We start from the raw sequence: 17,761 nt of genomic DNA, 5'->3' as shown, positions 1-17,761 counted from the left end.
TGTCAATTCAATATGTCTATGAACGTGTCTTCTTGTGTTTCGCTTGTCTCTCAAAGCGGCTGCAAAACTACATCTTTCGTTTCTATCTCGCAAGCTTTTTTTGAAGTTTTTTTTTCGGAAGATTTAATACCTCCTTTTCCTTCTATTACTTACTCAATCTTTCAACGAACTTCCCGTGTTTTGCGGAGCGCAAAGGTAAATCATCTCTTTATTTCTGACAAGCTTTTTGTAAAGTATTTTTTCAATCCTTGTACTACAACTCATCTCAATATAATTATGAACTCGCCCTTATTGCGGGTGCAAAAGTAACCCCTTTTTCCGCTTTTCCTAGCCTTTAATACCCTTTTTTTAGGTTTTATTTAATATTATATTTTAATCCGCTGGAAAACAATAAACTAACCACAGGAAGGTTTTGAAACTTTCTTCAGCCGTGCGTTGATTTCTGTTTTAACAACAGTACCACTCCTATATAATAGGCAACTCCAGCTACTACCCTAAAACAAAATCCCCTTTTTGATCTGAATCAAAAAGGGGATTGCTGTATTTTTACACTACTATATATAGTATAAGCAGTATTCGTTTTGCGCTTATTGCTTTTCAGCCTCACTCGCTACACGCCTGGATTCCCAAACACGGCTCAATTCCATAATATCAATTTTCTTAAAAGGAGCCTGTTGTTCCAGTTTGCGCTCTGCGAAAGCACGAAGCAAAATCAGCTCTATCTGGTAATCCTCAAGATTACTTTCAGGTTCGTACGAAGTTTTTAGGTTAATATTAAAAAGCTTGGCCGTTTGATTGAACCAAAAAGCTTTCCAGCCGCTTTTCAAATCCTTGATCAAAGCAAAAGTAGTAGTACCCGTCTGGCGGTTCATCAGCTTCACCAAAACCTGGCCATCTTTACGGGATAACTTCTTTAGCTTTTCCTCAAACTCGTCTTCTACATATTTTTCTACAATCTTAATATACTTTCTCTTTTCACGCTCTGACTTTAGAACAGACAAATTTTTATTCAACACCACCAGTTTCTCCGCAGCAATTTTCGCAAACGGATAGGCCCGAAAGACCCTTCTTTGCAAGATCAGCATTTTAATACGCTCTTTCTCCTCTTCGGTCATCTTGACGTTTGTAATAATAACCTCATCAAGCTGCACAATAGAATCAGGGATAGCCGACTCAGGAGACTGTCCTTTAATAGTACCATTTTTCGTATCCTGGGCATAGCCTAAAGAAGTGATCATGAAAAGCAATACGTAGCACCTGAATGTATTCATTTGAAATATTATTTGTTTGCCAAAATTATACATAATATACATAACTCTGAAGTCAAATTTATATTTTAGCCAAAAATTATCATATGAATACTAAAACAATACTGAAAGAGTCCTCATTAACCTTTTTAGAACGCTATCTTAATAATGCTTCACCTACTGGTTTTGAAGCAGAAGGGCAAAAAATATGGATGGATTACCTAAAACCGTATGTGGACACCTTTATCACCGATACTTATGGCACTGCAGTAGGAATAATCAATCCCGATGCAAAATATAAAGTTGTAATCGAAGGGCATGCTGACGAAATATCATGGTACGTAAACTACATTACTGACAACGGATTAATTTATGTAATCCGTAACGGTGGATCCGATCACCAGATCGCTCCATCAAAACGGGTCAACATCCATACGAAAAATGGTATTGTGAAAGGTGTTTTTGGTTGGCCGGCTATCCATACCCGAAATAGAAGTAAAGAAGAAAGCGCCCGAATTGATACTATTTTTATCGATTTAGGCTGTGATACTAAAGAAGAGGTTGAAAAATTAGGAGTTCATGTGGGCTGCGTCATCACTTATCCTGACGAATTCATGCAACTGAATGAAAATAAGTTTGTTTGCCGTGCACTAGACAATCGTATGGGAGGATTCATGATTGCTGAAGTAGCACGCTTATTACACGAAAATAAGAAAAAACTACCTTTCGGACTGTACATAACGAATTCAGTACAGGAAGAGGTTGGACTGCGTGGCGCTGAAATGATCACAAAAACGATCCAACCGAATATTGCTATAGTTACCGATGTATGCCATGATTCCACCACACCAATGATTGAGAAAAAAATTGAAGGGGATACACAAATTGGAAAAGGTCCGGTAATTACTTACGCGCCTGCTGTACAAAACAATCTAAGAGAGCTTATTATCACAACCGCAGAAACGAACAATATCCCTTTTCAGCGCCTGGCTTCTTCACGCGTTACCGGTACTGATACGGATGCATTTGCCTATAGCAATGGCGGAGTAGCTTCTGCCCTGATATCATTGCCTTTACGCTATATGCATACTACCGTAGAAATGGTTCATCGTGACGATGTAGAAAATGTGATCAAGCTGATCTATGAAACTTTATTAAAAATAGAGAATAACGAAAGTTTTTCTTATTTCAAATAAACAAAAAAACCGGGCTTCGCAGCCCGGTTTCGTTTTTTGATGATGATGATTGACGCCTTATTTTAAGTAAGCGATAACATCTGTTGCTTTTGATACTTCTGCATATTTAAGCGCGGTATAACCCGTGCTGCTTTTATCAGAGATCTTAGCTCCTTTTGATATCAGGTACCTTACAATTTCTACATTATTATATCGTGCCGCCACCATTAAAGGCGACATTCCGTTCGATTGCTCATTTACATCAGCACCGTATTCTACGAATTTTTTCACAATTTCCAATTCGCCTTTACTAATTGCCATACATAATGGTGTGGCTTTTTCATACGTAGCAGTTGTTACAGTACGAGCTACTACAGGATTTGATGCCACAGCATTTGTTGTAAAAGCTACAATGGCAAAACTTAAATAAATGATTGATTTTTTCATGATGATTGATTTTAATGATTGATGATTTGATTGTTTATTAATAGACGCATATCACCTACAAAACGTTACTGAAAAAATCGACTATAACAAATATTTAACATTTATATATCTTCATCTGCACACTAATAACGCTTGCAAAACCATATAAAACAAGAAAAACCGCTCGAAAGCGGTTTTTATATCACTATTCATCAAATAGACTTCTTTTTACTTATATCATATTGATTTCTTCCAAGAAGCGCAGTACGTTTTGCTCGATACGTCGCTCTATAGTATTAATATCTGCTTTAACGAATGGCTCGCCTGCAATATTTTCGTACAGTTCAATATACCTTTCTGATACAGTCTGAATGTATTCATCAGTCATTTCTGGAATTACCTGTCCTTCTTTACCCTGAAAATCATTAGCAATCAACCATTGCCTAACGAATTCTTTAGACAATTGCTTTTGTGCATCTCCTTTTTCCTGACGCTCTTCGTAGCCCTCTGCATAAAAATAACGGGAAGAGTCCGGTGTATGGATTTCATCGATCAGCACAATCAGCCCTTCTTTGGTTTTTCCAAATTCGTATTTTGTATCTACTAAAATCAAACCACGGCTGGCCGCAATTTCAGTACCACGTTGAAAAAGCGCTTTAGTATAATGCTCCAGCGTCACGTAATCTTCCTGGGAAACAATTCCATTTTCCAGGATGGCATGTCGTGAAATATCTTCGTCATGCGTACCAAAATCTGCTTTTGTTGTAGGTGTGATGATCGGTTCCGGAAGTTTATCGTTTTCTTTTAATCCATCAGGAAGACTTTCTCCACACAAGGTGCGTTTTCCTAATGCATATTCTCTGGCTGCATGACCCGCGAGGTAACCACGGATTACCATTTCAACTTTAAAAGGCGTACATAAATGCCCAATAGCGACATTAGGATCAGGAGTAGCGATCAGCCAGTTCGGAACGATATCTTCCGTAAGATGCATGAATTTAGTCGCAATCTGATTCAATATCTGCCCCTTATACGGAATGCCTTTTGGAAGGACCACATCAAAAGCCGAAAGCCTGTCTGTTGCCACCATGACCAATAGGTCATCATTAATATTGTAAACCTCCCTAACTTTACCTCGATAAACGGATTGCTGCTTTGGGAAATTAAAATTTGTTGTCGTTAAAGTGTTGCTCATTATAGTCGGATAGTTGTTGTCGTTGTTGTTAAAGGAATTAAACCGCAGCAAATTTAAATAAAAAAGACACTTTTTTATAGTGTCTTTCTATTTTTTAATAAAAAATATGATTCTTCTTTTTACGACGGATCTTCAAGTGCATAATCCCCATTTTCATAGGCCGCTACTATTGCCGCAGCTTTTTCAAAATCCACATGGTTCACCTGAAGTGTCAATGGATTTGCTCCACCTGCAGTAACGGCCCACGGCTCTATAGAAGCCATTAGCGCGCTAACTTCAAAAACTTCAACTCCATTATTCTCTAAGATATTTTTCACAATCATCCCCTCATAATTGGGACCACTGAAAACGTTACTGTATTCTGACATACTTTATTATTTTTTGAATTAAGTCCAAAATCAGCTTTAATCGTGATTTTCGATTTGTTTATACGCATCTATTACTTTTTTGACCAGGCGGTGGCGTACAATGTCTTTGTCATCCAGGTAAATAATACCGATTCCGTCAATGTCTTTCAAGACCAAAAGTGCTTCTTTTAATCCTGATATTGTTCTCCTTGGTAAATCAACCTGCCCAGGATCTCCGGTAATCATGAATTTGGCATTTTTTCCCATACGCGTTAAAAACATTTTCATTTGGGAATGGGTCGTATTTTGCGCCTCATCTAAAATCACAAATGCATTATCAAGGGTTCTTCCTCTCATAAAAGCCAATGGCGCGATCTGAATTACACCTTTCAGGATATAATCTTCCAGCTTTTCATTGGGAATCATATCGCGTAACGCATCATATAAGGGCTGCATGTACGGATCCAGTTTTTCTTTCATATCACCCGGCAGAAAACCCAGGTTTTCACCAGCTTCAACAGCAGGACGTGTGAGTATGATTCTTTTGACCTGTTTTTCTTTCAGTGCTTTTACAGCAAGTGCCACACCGGTATAGGTTTTACCCGTTCCTGCAGGCCCAACAGCAAATACCATATCATTTTTTTGCATGGTATCTACCAAAAGCTGCTGATTGGGAGTCATGGCTTTTATCAGCTTACCCCCTACGCCGTGTACGAGGATTTTATCCATAGGATCCATACGCTGGTCGTCACGGGCATTGCTCTGAATCACCCTTTCAATAACATTATCATCAATATTGTTGTAACGGGTAAAGTGAAGCATTAATCGCTGGAAGCGATTTTCAAATTCATCAAGGATTTCTTTTTCTCCGAATACCTTAATAGTGGTGCCTCGGGCAACAATTTTTAATTTCGGATAGTATTTTTTTATGGTCTCAAGATGTGTATCCTGAGCGCCCCAGAAATCTTTTGGGGCAATATCGTTTAGCTCAATCGTTCTCTCGTTCAAAGGCGGTAATTTTTAGTTTACGTTTTCTTTAGTGTTCAAAGCCGGCCTTATCTTTATGCTTCAACATCCTGCTATTCTTATCCTTCCGCCTCCATATTGCTTTTGTCCTTTTCTCAAACCTGAATTATTCCGGGTTCCAACAAAATCTATACGCTAAAGCGGCAAATATCGATCCGGAAGACCGAATTCAGCGAACAGAAAATCCCTGATGTTTTGCTTCATAAAAATTTTAGTATAGCCATATAATTGTTAGCTTTGCATTTCAAATTTAATGAAAAATTACAGCATTTCCTCTTAATAGTTATAAACAATTTTATGTCAATAATTACCCTTACAACCGACTTCGGAATTAAAGACCACTTTGTGGGTGCTTTGAAGGGAAAAGTGTTTTCGGAGTATCCGGAAGCTGTAATTGTGGACATTTCACACTGTATCGATTTATTCAATATCAGTGAGACCTGTTATGTTATTAGTGCTTCGTATGCCAGCTTTCCCAAAGGTACGGTACATCTTATCGGAGTGGACTCGGAACTCAATGCCGAAAACCAGCATGTCGCAATGTTATGGAATGATCAATACTTTATCTGTGCGGACAATGGGATTTTAAGCCTCCTGACCAAAAAAATAATTCCCCAAAAAATCGTCTCCATCAATATTCATGACCGGTTGCCTTCAGAAGCCACAGCCATGGACGTATTTGTCACTGTTGCCTGCCACCTTGCCCGTGGCGGACTGCTGAATGTGATTGGACGGGAGATCAAAACCCTGAAAGACATCAATGCTTTTCAACCGGTATTGGCGGAGGAGAATTCGGTCTTAAAAGGCAACATCATCTATGTGGATCATTTTGGGAATGTCGTCAGTAATATTTCTAAAAAACTTTTTCTGGAAATCGGTAAAGGCCGGGAATATGAAATCTCCTTTAAAGGCTATACGCTAAAAACCATTTTCCCAAATTATTCTTCTATCGCTATTTCCAATACCAATTTCAAGAATTATGAAGGGGAAAAACTCGCCATCTTTAATGAAGCGGGGTATTTGGAAATAGCCGTCTACAAAAGCAACCCCAATAAAACCGGTGGTGCCTCAAGTTTATTAGGTGTTAAAGTAAACGACGGAATAGTAATCCGTTTTAAATAAATAATATTTATGTTTGTACGAATTGTTAAGATGAGTTTTCATGAAGAGCATATTCCTGCCTTTCTGGAAAATTTTGATTTGAATAAGGAGAAAATCCGTGGATTTGAAGGCAATCGTTTCTTGGAACTGTATCAGGATAAAAACCAAAAGGGTATTTTTTTTACATATAGTTATTGGGAAGCAGAAAGCGATCTTGAAAACTACCGTCAGTCGGCACTCTTTCAGGAAGTCTGGGCTTTTACAAAACGGTTGTTCAATGACAAACCTGAGGCCTGGAGTGTTGACAAACGGGTTACCCTTAACTAATCGGGATGCGATCCTACTATTAAAAACCATTACATGAAATCGATATTATTACGAGAGATTAAATCTTTTTTCGGTTCTCCGATTGGCTATTTGGTTATTGCCATTTTCCTATTGCTCAACGGGCTTTTCCTTTGGGTTTTTGAGGGTGATTTTAATATCCTCAACAGCGGTTATGCCGATTTGGGCCCCTTTTTTACCTTAGCGCCCTGGATTCTTATTTTCCTGATCCCGGCTGTTACCATGCGTAGTTTTTCAGATGAAAAAAAGCAGGGTACAATCGAATTATTACTCACAAAACCACTGAGTGTCTGGCAAATTGTCAATGGTAAGTTTTTCGGTGCTTTCCTGTTGATCATCATTGCGCTTGTCCCTACACTGATTTATGTATATGCGATCTATGGCCTTGGATTCCCAGAAGGCAATATTGATATGGGAAGTACCATTGGTTCTTATTTTGGTTTATTATTCCTCATAGGAGGGTATACTGCCATAGGTATTTTCACCTCTACGTTGTCCGACAACCAGATCGTTGCTTTTATCCTTTCCGTATTCCTTTGTTTTGTCTTTTACTTCGGTTTTGAAGGCATTGCTTCTTTTGCAGGTGAATTTAGTCCCGTAGTTGCTAATCTTGGAATGGATTACCACTTCAAGAGCATCAGCCGCGGCGTAATTGATACCCGTGATATTATTTACTTTATCAGTATTGCCCTGCTGTTTTTGTCTCTGACAGTTTTTAAAATTAAATCTTTGAAATGGTAATGAACGTACATCAAAAAAAGAACCTGCAACAACTGTTATTTGTCCTGGTTGGATTAGTATTGGTCAATCTTCTGGCCTACTTCTATTTTGAGCGTTTTGATTTAACGGCAGACCAACGCTATACCTTATCCAAGACCTCCATTGCCATTGCTAAAAAAATTGATAGCCCGGTGTACATTGATGTATATCTGGATGGAGAATTTCCTGCTGAATTCAAAAGGCTGGAAACGGAAACCCGACAGCTACTGGAAGAATACCACGCCCATAATTCAAAAATTATTTTCCTGTTTACCAATCCGCTGGCTGATGCTTCCAAATCAGACCAGTTTGTGGCAGAACTGAATAATCTGGGTATGGCACCGACCAATATCAACAGTACTAAAAATGGAAAGAAATCGCTTATCCCTGTATTCCCATGGGCCATTGCACGACGAGGCGATAAAGCCGTAAAAATTCCTTTACTGGTCAATAATTTTGGCAACAGTGCTGATGAGAACATCGATAAATCGGTACAAATGCTTGAATTCAGCATTACCGATGCGCTTACCAAAATAACCCTGAAAGACAAAAAGAAAATAGCCATCCTGAAAGGGAATGGTGAAATCAGTGAAAAATACATGGGTGACTTTCTAATGAACCTGAAAGAGTATTACCGCCTGGGTGAATTCAACCTGGATTCCCTGAAAACGGACGAAGCAAAAACACTGGAAAACCTGAAACGTTTTGATCTTGCCATTATCGCCAAGCCTACAGAAGCTTTTTCCGATTCTGAAAAATACATCCTGGATCAATATATTATGGGTGGTGGGAAAACGATGTGGCTGATTGACAAAGTATCTATAGATCTTGACAGCCTCCATAATGAACAGCAAACCGCTATGGCTTACCCAAGGGATTTGCAATTGGACGATTTGTTTTTTAGTTATGGTGTACGCATCAATTATGGATTGGTACAGGATCTTTTATCGACGCCCATCACGGCACAAACACCCAATGGCGATATCCCTATTGACTGGCTGTATTCGCCTATTATCAAATCGAGGGACAACCACCCGATCAATAAAAACCTCAACCTGGTAAAATTAGAATTTGCCAATCCTATGGATACCTTGAAAAACGGAATCCGAAAAACGGTATTGCTCCAGAGTTCAGCCCAATCAAAAGCGATAGGAGCTCCGGTAACGATAGGGTTAAACCAATTCATGGAAGGTATTGATGAAGCGGAATATGACGGGAAAGGCAACCAGATCGTAGGATTACTGCTGGAAGGTGCTTTTACCTCAGCGTTTAAAGATCGCGTTAAGCCGGTAAAATCATTTAAAGCTACTGATACCGGTGTAAAAAATAAAATGATTGTAATTTCCGATGGTGATATTGTCAATTACCTGTATGTGAATAAAAAACCACTCAACAATACGATTGACCAATGGACACAACAAGTATATTCCAACAAAGAATTCCTGCTGAATAGTGTGAACTACCTGTTAGACGATTCGGGGCTGATTACAATCCGAAGCAAAGATATCAGCCTGCCGCTCCTCAATGAGAAAAAAGTGGCTGCTGAATATACGTATACCCAATTACTGACCGTTGGGCTTCCACTTGTGATCCTCGCACTATTTGGGGTTTTACTCACCTTTTTAAGAAAAAGACGTTTTGGAAGGTAATTTCCTTTTCATAATCATTATTTAAAATATATATTTGTAAAATGTAAAATTTATATTGAATTTTACACACGCTTAAAAAACATACACGAAGATGAAGTTTATAGTATCGAGTTCATATTTACTAAAACAACTGCAAGTTTTGGGCAGTGTTATCAACAGCAGTAACACGCTGCCTATATTGGATAATTTCCTATTTGAATTGGATAACAATTCATTAACTGTGTCAGCATCTGATCTTGAAACAACCATGTCTGCGGTTTTGGAGATCGATTCTTCCAGTCAGGGAAGCGTTGCTGTTCCTGCCAAATTACTCCTGGAAATCCTGAAAACCTTTCCAGAACAACCCCTAACATTCACTGTTGAAGAAAACAGCACTATAGAAATCAGTTCTAACTCGGGTAAATATGCTTTGGCGTATGCTCCTGGTGATGAATTTCCAAAATCTGTTAGCCTGGAAGACCCTTCCACTACACTTGTGCCTTCGGATGTACTGGCCACTGCTATCAGCAAAACAATCTTTGCTGCCGGTAATGATGATTTACGCCCGGTAATGTCTGGTGTATTCTTTCAATTTTCTCCGGAAGGCCTCACGTTTGTCGCTACTGATGCGCACAAATTGGTAAAATACGCGCGTACCGATGTTAAAGCATCTCAAGTAGCTGATTTTATCATGCCTAAAAAACCTTTAAATATCCTGAAAGGGATTTTAGGAAGTTCAGATGCGGAAGTAAAAATCGAATATAACGATTCCAATGCTACCTTCTCTTTTGACAATTATACATTGACCTGCCGTCTTATTGATGGTAAATATCCAAACTATGAAGCGGTTATCCCAAAAGAAAACCCTAACAAGTTAATGATTGAGCGTTCTCAGTTTTTGAGTTCTGTACGTCGTGTGGCGATTTTTTCCAATAAAACCACACACCAGATCCGATTGAAAATTGCAGGAGCTGAACTTAATATTTCTGCTGAAGATATCGATTATTCGAACAAAGCCGAAGAACGTTTGACCTGTGATTACCAGGGAGACGATATGCAGATTGGATTCAATTCCCGTTTCCTTACCGAAATGCTGACAAACCTTCAGTCTGATGATATCATGCTTGAAATGTCATTACCAAACCGCGCGGGTATTCTTACCCCTGTTGATGGTCTTGAAGATGGTGAAACGGTGACGATGCTGGTAATGCCAGTAATGCTGAACAACTAAATTACGCTATTAACTACCCTTTTTTATATAGTAAAGCCGCAGTATCTTTGAGACACTGTGGCTTTACGTTTTTATGTAGTAATCGAACTATTTTCCGCTAACGCGAATCAGCTTTTTATTTACAAATTCTTCGATTCCCAATCCGGATAACTCGCGTCCATATCCGGAACGTTTGGTACCTCCAAAAGGAAGATCCGGCTGTGAAGTGGTTGGCTCATTAATATAGACCATCCCGGTATCAATCTGATCAGCAATTTTTTTAGCACGGTCAATATTTTTACTGAATACCGCCCCGCCCAAACCGAATGGTGAATCATTGGCAAGCTTAATGGCTTCTTCCTCATTTTTTACACGATAGAAAGACGCTACAGGCCCAAACAACTCTTCGTGATAGGCTGTCATGCCTGGCTTTAAATCGGTCAGTATAGAAGGCTCATAAAAAGCACCTTCCCGGTCAATACGCTTACCACCCATTACCAGCGTAGCTCCTTCTTTGATACTTTTTTGTACCTGTTCGTCCAGATGCTGTGCGGCTCCTTCACTACTTAAAGGGCCAACCTGTGTGGTTTTATCAGCGGGATCTCCAACCTTAAGTCCTGTAATCTGCTGTTTGAATTTTTCAAGGAAAGTATCGGCGATTTCTTCTACTACAATAATACGCTTCGCAGCAGTACAGGCCTGCCCCATATTTCCCATTCGCCCTTCTACAGCCATTGCTACTGCTTTTTCAAGGTCGGCATCTTCCAATACGATAAACGGATCACTACCGCCCAATTCCAATACTGACTTTTTCAGGTTTTTACCTGAAGCTTCCGCAAGGCTCGCACCTGCTTCTTCACTTCCGGTAAGCGAAAGTCCTTTGATTCGGGTATCTGCCGCAAGACCTGCTACTTTTTTGCTCGAAATGAATAAATTTGTATAAATTCCTGCTGTGGCACCAGCTTCATCAAAAAGTTCCTGAATGGCCTGAGCGCATTGTGGCACACTTGATGCATGTTTGATCACGATTACATTTCCGGCAGCAATATTGGGTGCAGCAATACGGGCAATTTGGTAGAAAGGGTAATTCCAGGGTTCTACCCCCAGCACAATCCCAATAGGGCTATAGCGGATGAATGCACTTCCCTCTTCTACTTCCAAAGGCTTATCGGCTAAAAACTTTTCGGCATTTTTTGCATAATATTCAAATATGGAAGCACTCAGTTCAATTTCACCCACACTTTGGGCAATTAATTTTCCCATCTCGAGTGTAATCAACCCGGCTAATTGTTCTTTCTTCTTTAACATGAGCGCTGCTACTTTATGCAGTAGTTCGGCACGGCTCTTTACCGGAGTCGTCTTCCATGTCCCAAAGGCCTTTTCGGCTTGGGCTATTTTATTCTCAAGAGCTGCATCACTCAGTTCGTCAAATTTCTTTACTGATTTATTCGTATAAGGATTAATGGTTTCAATGGCCATAATTCATTTTTTTTAAGTTAAACATCGGTTCTTTACTAAATTTACGGCTTCTAACGTGGGAATAAAACCCAATCCATAAAAGATAGCAGAAGTTTAACACCCTTGAATTCATTGTGTTAAACTTCCTTAAAATAAAAAGCCACATTTCCATTAGTAGGGCATGTGGCTTCTTGTTTCAGTATTAGCGGCTGATGAAATTCAGTAAATCCTGATTCAGTCGGTCTTTTTCGGTGTAAAATAATCCGTGTGGTGCACCTTCATAGATCAGGTATTCTGCTTGTGGAAGGTATTTAGCAGTTAAGTCACTGGATGATTTTATAGGAACCGTTTTATCAGCGTCACCATGTACAATCAAAATTGGGACTGATATTTTGGCCAGGTCCGCCCTAAAGTCAGTTTGAGACCACGAATGCATTGTTTTGACTGTTGCATTTCCATTGGAAATCAATGTCAGCGACTGGTGCCAGTTCAGGAATTCATCACTTACAGGGGAATTCAATAAAGAGACGCCATAAAATTGCTTGGCAAAATCAGCCAGGAATTTAGGGCGATCCTTACGGATTCCTTCTTCAATTTTATCAAACTCTTCCTGTGGGATTCCGGTTGGGTTATCCGATGTTTGCAACAGATAAGGCACTACAGAACTGATCAGTGCTGCTTTTGTCACGCGACCTTCCGTATTGTACTTGGATAGGTAACGGACCACTTCACCACCGCCCATAGAAAAACCAACAAGCGTTACATCTTTAAGATCAAGTTCCTCGAGCAGGGAATTTAAATCAAGGGCCAGCGTATCATAATCGTAAGGTCCCCACGGCTGATCGGATTTACCAAACCCTCTTCTGTCGTAGGCAATAGCACGTATATTATGTTCCGGAAGAGTATCCAGTTGGTATTCCCACATTTCGTGGCTGGAAGGCCATCCATGAATAAAGATTACCGATTTCCCGCATCCGATATCCTGGTAATAAATCTTGACTTCTTTGGCTGAATCTGGTGCACTTTTAATAAATTTCATACAATTTTCTTTTTATAAGGTTAGCAATTTTTACTAAAGTTACCGATAAGAAAAATAGTATCGAATCAATTAAGAAAATTTTAAAACACGTTGAGTGTTAAACAATTCCCATTTTATTCATCAGGAAAGTAGCACTTTTGTTTTTGCAGATTCCCGCCCGTAAGGTATAATCAAAAAAGAGCTCATTGTCTACGATTTGTACTTCAAAACACTGGTTGGTAAGCTGTTCCGGATATTGATGGGTGGTTTCACATACTTCAATATCGTGGGTTGCAATAGCTCCAATGGCTTTTTTTGCCATCATTTTCTGGACTACCCCAATTGTTCCGCTGCGTTTATCGTCGGAGTTGGTTCCTCTTAATATCTCGTCGAGCAATACAAAAGAGACTTGTTCCTCTAATTTATCCATAATGAGTTTGAGCCTTTTAATTTCTGCAAAGAAATAGGATTCGCTATCCGACAAAGAGTCGGACAGTCGCATGGAAACCAAAACTGGTAATGGATGTACATTTGCCGCAGTAGCACATACAGGCGATCCTATTCCGGCCAAGACCATATTGATACCAAGGCTGCGTAAAAAGGTACTTTTCCCGGACATGTTGGATCCGGTCAATATCATGAATTTTGGATCAAAAACTACCGTGTTCCCAACCCGTGTTGCTTTATTAAGCAGTGGATGAGACAGATCACTGAATTCCACTACATACTCATTGTTCAAAACCGGAAAGGCAAATTCGGGATTGTTATAGCTCAGGTTCGCGAGGCTGCTCAGCGTTTCCATTTCACCTATAACATCCAGCCATAGCGGTATATTTTTTGCTTTTTTCGCACGCCATTGCTGCAGGTAACGCAACGTATGGATATGAAACAAAAACGTCCCATTAAACAACATCGTACTCACCAGATTGGCAATGGAGTCCATACGGGAAAATAATTCCCCGAGTTCATTCATGTCACGGCTGGCGTTTTGGTTTTCCTGCGCCAGTTGCTGCTGCAGTGCCTTGAGTTTTGTCGCCTGAAAATTTTGATCTTCTATTTTTTCTATAATGCGTGCATATTGGAAAATCGTTTTATCGACCTGATCTGCCGAGGCATTTTCGTGTTGAATACTCTTGTACTGGCTGAATAACAACGTCGTATTAAATAGGAATATATATATTACAAACTCAACATAAAGAGGATTATCGGTAGTGAAGTAAGCTACTAAAAAAGCCACAAGCAAAACCGGTGTTACATACGAAATGACATTGATCAAGCGGGATAGCGGTTTGTTTGGCATCCGGCTCCAATTTACTAATGCTGTGTGCAGTGATTTGGAATCTTTATAGACTTTACCCAAAGCGCCTAAATCCTGGCGGAAATCTATTTTTGATGCCAATTCCCGAATCGCCTCCTGGTTGTGCACTATTTCATCTGCCGGAATTGTTTTGAGCAAAAGCTCCGCCAATTTGCTGCTTCCACTATATGTTTCTGTCCGGTTGATATTCTGATAGAGGGAATGATTTCCAAAAAGATCCAGGTCATAGGCATAAGGATGGCTTAAATCTTCAAATTCAATTCCATTTCCAAAGGGTATTTTCTCTTTATTCAAAAAAGCCATTTCATCGGTATTGATTTCCAGCAAAGCCGTTTTTATTTTTTTGCGGATTGACAGCTTGTTGTGTATCCGCATCAGTACAATAAAAGCCAGGAAACATCCTCCCGAACCTAATAAGTAATAATTATTACCTGTCTGTACTGTGTAGTATATTCCGGCAATCAAGCCTACTATAGTCAGCAGCCTTAAAAAGCCTATTGTATTGTATTTGGTATTAATTTCTGATAGTTCATTGCGGAACGTCTCTTTTTTCGTTTGGTAAATTTGCATTATTTCCTTTTTGGTCTAAAACAAATGTAAGAATTTATAAACGAATGCTGGTAGTCATCAGCATATTCAGTGTATGTTTTACTATCACAAAAGTGTATTGTATAGCCCCGACAGCAGCGGTATCCTTTTGGCCGATCACAGGATGCCTTATCGTTCCAAAAACTACTACGGCAAAAGATACAAGCGTATGGCGGGACGAGTGTGCTAAAAAACGAGATCATTTGCTCCAAAAAAAATCCTGATGTGTATCAGGATTTCTATATCTTTTAATAATAAACGATTACAGTCGGCTTTCCTGTATGGCCAATATCGGCACTTTGGCATGATAAGACATCGTTTGGGTCAGGCTCTGATGGAACAGGTCTTCAAAAAATCCCCTGTTTTGTGTGAGCATGGCAATCATATCAATTTGCTTGAGTTCCGAAAAGATCATGATAGCATCTTTGACATGTTCGTTTTCTACAATATGAAAATCGACGTTGTTGCCACTAAACAGCATTTTCCAATCCTGAATCGTAGTCTCTTTAACATCGGATTTTGACGTTTTAACATACAGACAATGAATTGTAGCGCCAAAAGTATCAGCAATTTCAATCACTTTGTGTAATGCCTTAATATCCTTCTCCCGAAATTTAGTTGTGAATACAATGTTTTTGATCGGATGGTAAATGGAATTTTCAGGAATTCCCAACACATACGCATTGGTATCGGTGATCACAGATCCGGTTGTAGAGCCTAAAAAGGTTTCTTTCCATCCGGAAGCGCCTTTGGTTCCCATCACTACATAATCGATTGCTTCGGTGTTTACGGTTTCATTGATAGCCCAAACGACTTCCCCCTGTTTGAGGACATTGCGTATCGGTACATGGAATAATTCGTGTTGCTTGGCAATATCGTTCAGTTCATCCAGGTGTTTTTTAAAAGTATGGGTATGCTGCTCTTCGAGCGTGGTATAGACTTCCATCAGGTTGAGCGGAATGCCATCGGCCTGAAAATAGGGAAGCTCATAGGTATGGAGCACAATAACTTCCGCCTGTAAGTGATCAGCCATCTGTAATGCATAAATAAAAGCATTGTTAGAGACTTCGGAAAAGTCGGTCGGAAAAAGAATACGTTTCATACGGTTGATTTTTGGTTAATCTACAATTTGTTTCCCTTAGGAACTTACCCTAAAGTTACAAATGTTATTTTTAAAATGGTTCAATTAACAAGATATTATACATTTTTTTGTCGGATTCAAAGCGCTGTACTGGTTCGTAAATGAAGACGATGGCACAGATTGGTGGTAAAAATTGTACCTTTGCAGCTTAATCGAAAAAGATGATTTTACAAGATACGATTGTAGCGCTGGCTACTCCTTCCGGAGCAGGAGCTATTGCAGTACTCCGGCTATCGGGACCGGATGCGATTGGCATTGCAGCTACGGTATTCCAGTCGGTTTCCGGAAAAGACATTACCAAACAAAAATCACATACACTTCATCTCGGCCATATTGTCGACGATGGAAAAATATACGATCAGGTATTGCTTTCCTTATTTAAGGGAACAAATTCCTACACGGGCGAAAATACGGTTGAAATTTCCTGCCACGGCTCGACTTTCATACAGCAGCAAATCATACAGCTCTTACTACGAAAAGGCTGCCGTATGGCCAACGCCGGAGAATTTACCCTTCGCGCTTTCCTAAATGGGAAGCTCGATCTTTCCCAGGCAGAAGCGGTAGCGGACCTGATTGCTTCTGATAATGAGGCTTCACACCAAATTGCCATGCAACAAATGCGTGGTGGTTTTAGCAGTGAGATTGCCAAGCTACGGGAAGAACTATTGAATTTTGCCTCCCTGATTGAATTGGAACTTGATTTTGCTGAGGAAGATGTCGAATTTGCCGATCGGACCCAGTTTTTTGATTTGCTGAACCGGATAGAATTTGTCCTAAAACGCCTGATCGATTCTTTTGCTGTTGGAAATGTTATCAAAAATGGTATTCCGGTGGCTATTGTAGGGGAACCGAATGTAGGAAAATCCACTTTGCTGAATGCCTTACTGAATGAGGAGCGTGCGATCGTTTCAGATATTGCCGGAACAACACGCGATACGATTGAAGATGAACTGGTGATACAGGGTATTGGATTTCGTTTTATTGATACTGCGGGAATACGCGAAACCCAGGATGTGGTGGAAAGCATCGGAATACGCAAAACCTTTGAAAAAATTGAACAGGCTCAGGTAGTCGTATACCTCGTAGACAGCTTCCAACTGATGGCCGATGGCAGTTCTATGGAACTACTACAGACTGAAGTTGGAAAAATCAAAAACCAGTTTCCGTTAAAACCTTTAGTGATTATCGGAAATAAAGCGGACAAATTGGATGCTAATCAACAGGAAAGCATCAAAAACCAGGTTCCGGAAATTTTGCTGATCTCTGCCAAAGACAATCAGGGAGTGGAAACACTAAAAGAGCAATTGCTGTCTTTTGTCAATACCGGAGCATTGCGCAATAATGAAACGATTGTGACCAATACACGTCACTATGATTCCCTGCTGAAAGCCCTGGAGGAAATTCAAAAAGTGAATTATGGCATGCAGATCAATCTGCCCAGTGACCTGATGGCAATCGATATCCGACAGGCATTGTACCACTTTGGAGAGATTACAGGACAGGTAACCAATGACGAATTGCTGGGGAATATTTTTGCTAATTTCTGTATCGGGAAATAGATTTTACAAAACATCATAAAATAAAACAAAGAATCCCAGTTAAAATGTCATAAAACGGCATTTTAACTGGGATTCTTCTTTCTGTTTATTTAGCTTTATTTACAGATAGTTTGCTCCTTTTTGTACCATTATTGTACCACAAAAATAATTTTCATGATTGAGAATTTTTTTGGCGAAATTATGACACATAGAGACACACATAGACACAATGGGACACAAA

Annotated in this window: 16 protein-coding genes; 7 read left to right on the top strand and 9 right to left on the bottom strand. The window is 39.7% G+C overall.

The window, feature by feature from the left end; translation table 11 throughout:
- Nucleotides 1-587 precede the first annotated feature (587 nt).
- Nucleotides 588-1,271: a DUF4294 domain-containing protein gene (locus tag FK004_RS10020; RefSeq protein WP_108738811.1), complete on the bottom strand. Its 684-nt coding sequence runs from the start codon at nt 1,269-1,271 to the stop codon at nt 588-590.
- Between the two features lie 83 nt (nt 1,272-1,354).
- Between FK004_RS10020 and FK004_RS10015 the strand changes: the two genes are divergently transcribed.
- Nucleotides 1,355-2,443: a M42 family metallopeptidase gene (locus FK004_RS10015; RefSeq protein WP_108737139.1), complete on the top strand. Its 1,089-nt coding sequence runs from the start codon at nt 1,355-1,357 to the stop codon at nt 2,441-2,443.
- Between the two features lie 57 nt (nt 2,444-2,500).
- On the opposite strand, the gene FK004_RS10010 is transcribed toward FK004_RS10015, so the two are convergent.
- The 4 genes from FK004_RS10010 to FK004_RS09995 all read right to left on the bottom strand — a co-directional run bounded on the left by FK004_RS10010 (nt 2,501) and on the right by FK004_RS09995 (nt 5,398).
- Entirely contained in the window at nt 2,501-2,869 is a 369-nt protein-coding gene (locus FK004_RS10010) for an ankyrin repeat domain-containing protein (protein ID WP_108737138.1), read from the bottom strand.
- Between the two features lie 211 nt (nt 2,870-3,080).
- Nucleotides 3,081-4,043: a phosphoribosylaminoimidazolesuccinocarboxamide synthase gene (locus tag FK004_RS10005; RefSeq protein WP_108737137.1), complete on the bottom strand. Its 963-nt coding sequence runs from the start codon at nt 4,041-4,043 to the stop codon at nt 3,081-3,083.
- Between the two features lie 119 nt (nt 4,044-4,162).
- Nucleotides 4,163-4,411, bottom strand: coding sequence for a hypothetical protein (locus FK004_RS10000; RefSeq protein ID WP_108737136.1), 249 nt, complete (start codon nt 4,409-4,411; stop codon nt 4,163-4,165).
- A gap of 36 nt (nt 4,412-4,447) precedes the next feature.
- Nucleotides 4,448-5,398, bottom strand: coding sequence for a PhoH family protein (locus FK004_RS09995; protein WP_108737135.1), 951 nt, complete (start codon nt 5,396-5,398; stop codon nt 4,448-4,450).
- Nucleotides 5,399-5,713: 315 nt separating this feature from the next.
- Here FK004_RS09995 and FK004_RS09990 point away from each other — a divergent pair, with 315 nt between their 5' ends.
- From FK004_RS09990 to dnaN, 5 genes are all read left to right on the top strand, one after another.
- Nucleotides 5,714-6,538 carry an SAM hydrolase/SAM-dependent halogenase family protein gene (locus tag FK004_RS09990; protein ID WP_108737134.1) on the top strand — a complete coding sequence of 275 codons (825 nt, stop codon included), beginning with the start codon at nt 5,714-5,716 and terminating at the stop codon, nt 6,536-6,538.
- A gap of 9 nt (nt 6,539-6,547) precedes the next feature.
- Complete coding sequence (locus FK004_RS09985; RefSeq protein ID WP_108737133.1) at nt 6,548-6,844, top strand: putative quinol monooxygenase; 297 nt, start codon at nt 6,548-6,550, stop codon at nt 6,842-6,844.
- Between the two features lie 33 nt (nt 6,845-6,877).
- Nucleotides 6,878-7,603, top strand: a complete 726-nt coding sequence (gldF, locus tag FK004_RS09980; RefSeq protein ID WP_108737132.1) for a gliding motility-associated ABC transporter permease subunit GldF — start codon at nt 6,878-6,880, stop codon at nt 7,601-7,603.
- Nucleotides 7,597-9,270 (top strand): gliding motility-associated ABC transporter substrate-binding protein GldG, encoded by a 1,674-nt coding sequence (gldG, locus tag FK004_RS09975; protein ID WP_227871581.1) that lies wholly within the window; start codon nt 7,597-7,599, stop codon nt 9,268-9,270. Before gldF ends, gldG begins: the two co-directional genes overlap by 7 nt.
- Nucleotides 9,271-9,361: 91 nt before the next feature.
- On the top strand, nt 9,362-10,480 hold the full coding sequence (gene dnaN, locus FK004_RS09970) for a DNA polymerase III subunit beta (protein WP_108737131.1): 1,119 nt from the start codon (nt 9,362-9,364) through the stop codon (nt 10,478-10,480).
- An 87-nt stretch (nt 10,481-10,567) separates the two neighbouring features.
- On the opposite strand, the gene FK004_RS09965 is transcribed toward dnaN, so the two are convergent.
- The 4 genes from FK004_RS09965 to FK004_RS09945 form a co-directional block, all read right to left on the bottom strand.
- Complete coding sequence (locus tag FK004_RS09965; protein WP_108737130.1) at nt 10,568-11,938, bottom strand: NAD-dependent succinate-semialdehyde dehydrogenase; 1,371 nt, start codon at nt 11,936-11,938, stop codon at nt 10,568-10,570.
- Between the two features lie 181 nt (nt 11,939-12,119).
- Complete coding sequence (locus FK004_RS09960; RefSeq protein WP_108737129.1) at nt 12,120-12,956, bottom strand: alpha/beta fold hydrolase; 837 nt, start codon at nt 12,954-12,956, stop codon at nt 12,120-12,122.
- Nucleotides 12,957-13,053: 97 nt separating this feature from the next.
- Nucleotides 13,054-14,823: a MutS-related protein gene (locus FK004_RS09955; protein ID WP_108737128.1), complete on the bottom strand. Its 1,770-nt coding sequence runs from the start codon at nt 14,821-14,823 to the stop codon at nt 13,054-13,056.
- Between the two features lie 280 nt (nt 14,824-15,103).
- On the bottom strand, nt 15,104-15,943 hold the full coding sequence (locus tag FK004_RS09945; protein ID WP_108737126.1) for a universal stress protein: 840 nt from the start codon (nt 15,941-15,943) through the stop codon (nt 15,104-15,106).
- 200 nt (nt 15,944-16,143) lie between these two features.
- On the opposite strand from FK004_RS09945, the gene mnmE reads away from it, so the two are divergent.
- Nucleotides 16,144-17,541 (top strand): tRNA uridine-5-carboxymethylaminomethyl(34) synthesis GTPase MnmE, encoded by a 1,398-nt coding sequence (gene mnmE / locus FK004_RS09940; RefSeq protein ID WP_108737125.1) that lies wholly within the window; start codon nt 16,144-16,146, stop codon nt 17,539-17,541.
- Nucleotides 17,542-17,761: the final 220 nt, after the last annotated feature.

It is taken from the genome of Flavobacterium kingsejongi (assembly GCF_003076475.1).
In the GTDB taxonomy this organism is placed as follows: domain Bacteria; phylum Bacteroidota; class Bacteroidia; order Flavobacteriales; family Flavobacteriaceae; genus Flavobacterium; species Flavobacterium kingsejongi.
The sequence above is the reverse complement of the archived record's forward strand: the minus strand, read 5'-3'. Positions and strand labels throughout refer to the sequence as shown.

Bases quoted from the DNA above. Each gene is read 5' to 3' on its own strand.
- FK004_RS10020 (WP_108738811.1), bottom strand. From the start codon at position 1,271: ATGAATACATTCAGGTGCTACGTATTGCTTTTCATGATCACTTCTTTA.
- FK004_RS10015 (WP_108737139.1), top strand. From the start codon at position 1,355: ATGAATACTAAAACAATACTGAAAGAGTCCTCATTAACCTTTTTAGAA.
- FK004_RS10010 (WP_108737138.1), bottom strand. From the start codon at position 2,869: ATGAAAAAATCAATCATTTATTTAAGTTTTGCCATTGTAGCTTTTACA.
- FK004_RS10005 (WP_108737137.1), bottom strand. From the start codon at position 4,043: ATGAGCAACACTTTAACGACAACAAATTTTAATTTCCCAAAGCAGCAA.
- FK004_RS10000 (WP_108737136.1), bottom strand. From the start codon at position 4,411: ATGTCAGAATACAGTAACGTTTTCAGTGGTCCCAATTATGAGGGGATG.
- FK004_RS09990 (WP_108737134.1), top strand. From the start codon at position 5,714: ATGTCAATAATTACCCTTACAACCGACTTCGGAATTAAAGACCACTTT.
- FK004_RS09985 (WP_108737133.1), top strand. From the start codon at position 6,548: ATGTTTGTACGAATTGTTAAGATGAGTTTTCATGAAGAGCATATTCCT.
- gldF (WP_108737132.1), top strand. From the start codon at position 6,878: ATGAAATCGATATTATTACGAGAGATTAAATCTTTTTTCGGTTCTCCG.
- gldG (WP_227871581.1), top strand. From the start codon at position 7,597: ATGGTAATGAACGTACATCAAAAAAAGAACCTGCAACAACTGTTATTT.
- dnaN (WP_108737131.1), top strand. From the start codon at position 9,362: ATGAAGTTTATAGTATCGAGTTCATATTTACTAAAACAACTGCAAGTT.
- FK004_RS09965 (WP_108737130.1), bottom strand. From the start codon at position 11,938: ATGGCCATTGAAACCATTAATCCTTATACGAATAAATCAGTAAAGAAA.
- FK004_RS09960 (WP_108737129.1), bottom strand. From the start codon at position 12,956: ATGAAATTTATTAAAAGTGCACCAGATTCAGCCAAAGAAGTCAAGATT.
- FK004_RS09955 (WP_108737128.1), bottom strand. From the start codon at position 14,823: ATGCAAATTTACCAAACGAAAAAAGAGACGTTCCGCAATGAACTATCA.
- FK004_RS09945 (WP_108737126.1), bottom strand. From the start codon at position 15,943: ATGAAACGTATTCTTTTTCCGACCGACTTTTCCGAAGTCTCTAACAAT.
- mnmE (WP_108737125.1), top strand. From the start codon at position 16,144: ATGATTTTACAAGATACGATTGTAGCGCTGGCTACTCCTTCCGGAGCA.